Raw genomic sequence first — 5,701 nt, forward strand, 5'->3', positions numbered from 1 at the left:
GGCCAGCGCATCGACATCGTAGGGCCCGGTCACCCGGTCCTTGCCCTCCTTCAGCACCGTGAACCCGTCGCCTCCTTCGGCCAAGAAGCTGTTGACGGTGATCCGGTAGGCCCCGTCCGGCTCGATCGGCCGGCCATGCAGCATCATGCTGGCGGGATCCACCCGCTCGCCCGGCGGCCTGGTGCCGTCCCAGCGATAGGTGAAGCCGGCCGAGACGTGCAGGATGCGGGGCTTGGGCTGGTCCAGCCATTGCTGTTCCAGGAGCCGCTCGATCTGCCGGCCGGTCAGCTCCATGGTCACGAGCGAGTTGCCGAACGGCTGCACGGCGAACAGGTCGGCATAGGTGACGGCACCGCCGTTCCTGAAGGGCAGCTCGGTGCGCACGCCGCCCGGGTTGGTGAAGGCGATCTCCGCCCCGCTCGCGCTTTCTGCCGTGGTCGCCGCCAGCTGCGCATCAGCGATCACGTCGCCAAGCGTGGTCTCGCCTGCCGGCGTCTCCTCCTTGGTCAGCGCAGCGGTCACATGGCCCACCACGCGCTCGGCCAAGGGCTGCACGATCTTCTGGTAGTGCTCGATCAGCGCCGTCTGCTGTGGGTCCTTCGCGAGTTCCTCGGTCCGCACGACGAGGTTCTCCGCCTTGGCCGTGACGACGTCGCGGCTGTTGCGGTCGAGGGTCAGGTCGATCTCGGTCACCAGCGTGCCGAACTTGTCGCCGCTGGTGACGAGGCGCCCGTCGATCTCGCAGACATAGGTCTTGTGGGTATGGCCGCTGATCACGAGGTCCACGGCGGAGTCGAGCTTCGGCACGATCTCGGTGATGGGCCCGACGATGGCCGGGCACTCGTTGATGCCGCCGGTCGGGTAGCCGCCCTCGTGGATCAGCACCACGATCGCCTCGATGCCTTTCGCACGCAGTTCCGGGACCAGCCCGTTGACCGTCTCGACCTCGTCCTTGAAAGTCAGGCCGGCCACGCCGGACGGGACCACGATGCCGGGAGTGGCTTTCAGGGTCAGGCCGATGAACGCCACCGGCACGCCCTCGAATTCCTTCACATGATAGGGCGGCAGGACCGGCTGGCCGGTCGCATCGTCGATGGTGCTGGCGGCCAGGTACTGGAAGCCCGCACCCGCGAACCGCTCGCTGCCCGCACAGTCCGGCTGGCCGGGCGGGCAGCCGCCATGCTGGAGGCGGAGCAGCTCCGCCAGGCCGTCGTCGAACTCGTGGTTGCCGACGGCACTCGCTTCCAGCCCCATCTTTGACAGGCTCTCGATCGTCGGCTCGTCGTGCAGGATGCCGGACAGGAGCGGGCTGGCGCCGATCAGGTCGCCGGCAGCCACGAAGATCGTGTTCGGCCGGCCGACCCGGCGCTGTGCGACCAGCGTCGCCATCGCCTCGGCACCCCCGGCCGGCACGGCGACGATCTGCTCCGGATTGTCCGGATCCGGCAGCTTGATGCCCCCGGCCGGCGGCAGCAGGTTGCCGTGAAAATCGTTGATCGCGAGGATGCGCAGCTCGACTCGCTCCCCAGCTCCCGCGCCCGGATCACCCTCCGCCTGCGCCCCTGCCGGGGGCGACAAGGCCAGCGGCACGGCCAGGACCAGAGCCAGCAGGCTGAGCCGAAGCCTCATATGCACCCTCCTCTGCGGCCGGACCGGCCCGTCGCTCATGGCTTAGCACCTGGCTCATGCAGGACAACCCGCCCTGTCCAGGCGCTATGTCGGGGCAATCCGCCCTCCTGTATACTATGATACGTATTCTTCGCCTTCCGCACGCCAGAAAGTTTTGGCGCGGTCGCGCGCGTTAACCTTTGATTTACCGCGTAGGCGTAGAGTTCAGGTCATGGGCCGGCGACCCTTCTCCCCCCAGGGTGCGGCCGGTCCAGTTCTTCCTGACGTTGTGATGCCTGCTTGGGGCGGCCGCCGATCCGGAGGCCGCCCCTCTTTCTTCTCTGCCCGCACGCACCGCCGCTACGGCCGGCGGGCCGTCAGCCCTCGCGGCGGCAAGCACCTGCCCATCCACCCGGCAGGGCGGGCAGATGGCGGAAGCCAAGTCCCTCCTCGTGCCCCACGCAGTGCACCCGAATGAACCCACAGCGCACGCAGCACTCCGACCGCACTCCGAGCACCGCGGCGCCCCGCTGCTGTGCCACACCCGGGCTGTAGCGCCAGCCGGTCTATATTTACCGACATTCGCTGCCATGTCGGAGCACCTGTCGCCCGCCTCCACTACCCTGTCGGACGTGGCCGCTGCTGCCGCATAACTACCCACCCCCGCCAAGTCGTTTCCCGGGAGATAGCTCAGTCGAGCGTGACCACGGGCGGTGGCGACAGGAGTGGCTCCGCGTACTCCCGACTCGAGCAGAACCACCGACAACCGACGGAACGATGAGCCTGCGGGCGCCGATGGATGTCCCCGAACACCGATCCGTTGCACGGGATGATGGGGTTGGCCGCCTGGTACCCGATGGAGATCCCGCGAGACCCTGGTGCTGGTCATACCGGTCGTGAGTGGATCCTGCCGATCGCAGGGGGGACCGGCCGATGACGCGCAAGGCGGCGGATCAGGGGAGCCTGGTCGAAGCGCTGTCGCCGGCGGCCTTTGAAGCGATCAGCGCCTGGAGCGGATCACGTCGCAGGCCGGCTGGCAGCCGATCGAGGCACTACAGCCTGTGCGACGGGCACCGACCGGTCGACCTGCCTACCCACCGCTGGTTCAGCTCGGGACCCTGCTCCTGCGGCAGTCGTACCGTCTCTCGGACCGGCGCTCGATGAGAGACCGGATGAGCCTCCGGCACTTTCGTTGCCTCGGCCTGGGGATGCGGTGCCGGACGCGGCGACGCTGTCCCGTCCCCCGAACGCGGGTGGATCGTCGTCCGACACGCCCTACCGCCGCACGCTGCACCACGACGTCGCGTTCCGCCTCTATCGCGAGCGATGGCACGGGGCGAGCGCCTTCAGCCAGCACAAGCGCCGCTTGGGCCAAGCGCTGACAGCGCCCCCGCGCGCCGCGCAGCAGCACGAATTGATCCTGCGCGTTCACCCACGACGTGGCGCTACTCGGCCCAGGATGAGTGGAGACGGAGGATCCTCTGGTCGCCGCCAGAGTATGGCGGACGTTTTGGCGACTCTTGCCGGTGCGGCCGTCTCGCCCGGAGGACGGGGCGTCCACTGGTCGATGATCCCATGACGCTGGGCACAATCGTGTTCGTGTCGCGCCCACGGCGTCGGCCCCACGCTGCCCGCTGGCCGCACCCAGTTCGCGAAGCGGATCGACCGCGTTGAAGTGCCCCCCGTTTCGACCGGGCACCGGCCTCAGCCGGAGGGCCTAGGCTTAGTCCTAGGCATGTGCCTATGTCCGACACGTTTTCAAAGATCGAGCTGATCAGCGGCGTGGCCCGGCGGCGCCGCTTCACGACCGAGCAGAAGCTGGCCATCGTGGCGGAATCGATGCAGCCCGGCATGTCGATCAGCTAGGTGGCCCGCCAGCACGGCCTTTCGCCGAGCATGGTGTTCTGCTGGAGGCGGCGGAGGAGCGAAGGTGGTCGCGAAGCCGTTCGTGCCGATGACGAGGTCGTTCCAGCTGCGGAGGCACGACAGCTCCACGAATGGGTCCGCGAACTCGAGCGCCTGCTCGGCAGGAAGACGCTGGAGGTCGAGATCCTCAAGGAGGCGCTTGACCTTGTCCGGCCAAAAAAAGGCGACCTGACGGTCCAATTCTGTGCTCAAGTCGTTCGTCTGCTCTGAAGCCTCACCCCGATAAAGGCGGTAACCGAGACACTGAGCGTGGCCCGCTCCAACATTGCTGAGCGGATGAAGGGCATACGTGCTAGGTGTGGCCCGCAAGTTTGTAATGGAGACCTGGAGCTTGCTGCCGAGATCCGCCGTCTGGTCGACGAGCGACCCACCTACGGCTACCGGCGGATCACCGCGCTCCTGAAGCGACAACGACCGGCCAGAAGTGGGATCAACCACAAGCGCGTTTATCGGCTGATGAAGAAGCACGACCTGCTGCTTGCCAGGCATACCGGTCGCCGCGTCAGCGTACCCATGACCGTAAGGTCGTGACCCTGCACTCGAATACCCGCCCTTGGCGGGCCGCTGACCGCCGTCCTTGCAGGAATCGGATCATCCGGCTCTTGCCAGATAATGGTGCTCGGATGCGATGGAGTTCACCTGCTGGAATGGCGAGGCCGTACGCGTCACCTTCGCCCTGGACTGCCATGACCGGGGAGGTGATCGCCCCGCGGCGGTCTCCTAACCGCCGTCCCTGCGGAATTGGATCGATCGCCTCCTGCGATCGATGGGCCGCCACCACGGCCGGTCTTTCCGGCGAGATCATCCGTGACCTGATGATTGCCTGCGTCGAGCAGCGCTTTGGTGCCGTCAGGACACCTCACCCGATCCAGTGGCTATCCGATAACGGTTCGGTCTATGCGCCGGCCAAGACCATCGATCTGGCGACAGCGCTCGGGCTTATCCTCTGCTTCACGCCAGCCGAAAGCCCCGAGAGCCCTGTCAGCTCCGCTGACATCACTCCGTGGGATCGGCCAAAGCCGATGGAATCGCCGAAGCCTTCGTGAAGACCTTCGAGCGCGACTATGTCCGCGTGAACCCGATCCCGGATGCGGCCACGGCTCTGGCCCCTGCCGGAAAGTGGATGACCGACTACAACGAAGTCCATCCCCACAGCCGGCTCGGCTATCGATCACCTAGCGCATAGCGCAGAGCCATGTCTCAACCCGCCGCGTGTCCAGTCTGACGGAGGCAACTCCACGCCTGCTGACGGTCAATGTGCCTGCCTCCCAACAAGATGGCCTTGGCAAGGCGCCGGCCCGTGGACGCGGTTGCACCTGGTTCTGCCCGCCCGACTGAGCAAGACCAGCGCGATCGACTGGAGCCGGACCTGCGACGACGGCGCATCGTCCGTAGCAAGAAGAGGGACGAAGCGATCCATGCGCCCAAGACAGGCTCGGCTCCCGACGCCACCTCTTCATCGACGGCCACAGCATCTCGCTCGCCGTCCTGCTCACTGTGGTGAACCGGCGCGACCGCAAGCTCCCCAGGCCGTTGATCGAGGCATTGCCCTGTCGAGGGACACGCGAGGCAGACCGAGCACCCCGCCAGCAAGCCATGCGCGGACAAGTGCAATAGTGGATCATCGAGCGCATCTTCGCCTGATTCAGCCGCTACCAGCGCCTCACCATCCGCTACCAGAGGCGCCTCAACATCCTCAGGCGCTGCCTTTCTCTTGGCGGACGATCTGGCAGCCCGCTGGCCCGATCCAGTCGCATGCAACGCATGATTCGCCTTTCTGACCGACATGCTCCGCGGCAGCCGAAGCCCGGCCAGCCCCCAACCAGATGGCTCTGCATGGGGATCGATGAGCAGACATTGTCGTTCCTCGACCAGCCGATCAAGAGTGGCCCCGCCTCATTTCTGGCCGGTTCACCCTGCGTGAAGACCGGGCAGTGCAGTCGGAACCATCTATCACGGTGATCGCCGCGGCCGACGTCGACCACCGCTCGACCCGCTGGCCATCAATATTGGTCCGTTCGTGAGGCAGATCCTCTGCTTCGCTACGAAAGCGGGCCGGCCGCTGACTCCCCGGCGCCAAGCGCGGTCTCCAATCCCATGATACCACCTCCCTGAAGTCCTGCCCTGCTCAGGCAGGGATAGGCGGTGAGGCTGGTGCGCCTGCCGG

Annotated in this window: 1 protein-coding gene and 1 pseudogene; one reads left to right on the forward strand and one right to left on the reverse strand. The window is 66.6% G+C overall.

Annotated features, from left to right (window positions below; genetic code table 11):
• Positions 1-1,629 (reverse strand): bifunctional metallophosphatase/5'-nucleotidase (locus tag EQG76_RS23690; RefSeq protein ID WP_159716936.1); only part of this gene is annotated, 1,629 nt, incomplete at its 3' end.
• A gap of 1,722 nt (positions 1,630-3,351) precedes the next feature.
• On the opposite strand from EQG76_RS23690, the pseudogene EQG76_RS23695 reads away from it, so the two are divergent.
• Positions 3,352-4,720: pseudogene (locus EQG76_RS23695) on the forward strand (IS3 family transposase).
• The last annotated feature ends 981 nt before the right edge of the window (positions 4,721-5,701 follow it).

The sequence above is a fragment of the Geminicoccus flavidas genome, assembly GCF_009806515.1.
Lineage (GTDB): Bacteria > Pseudomonadota > Alphaproteobacteria > Geminicoccales > Geminicoccaceae > Geminicoccus > Geminicoccus flavidus.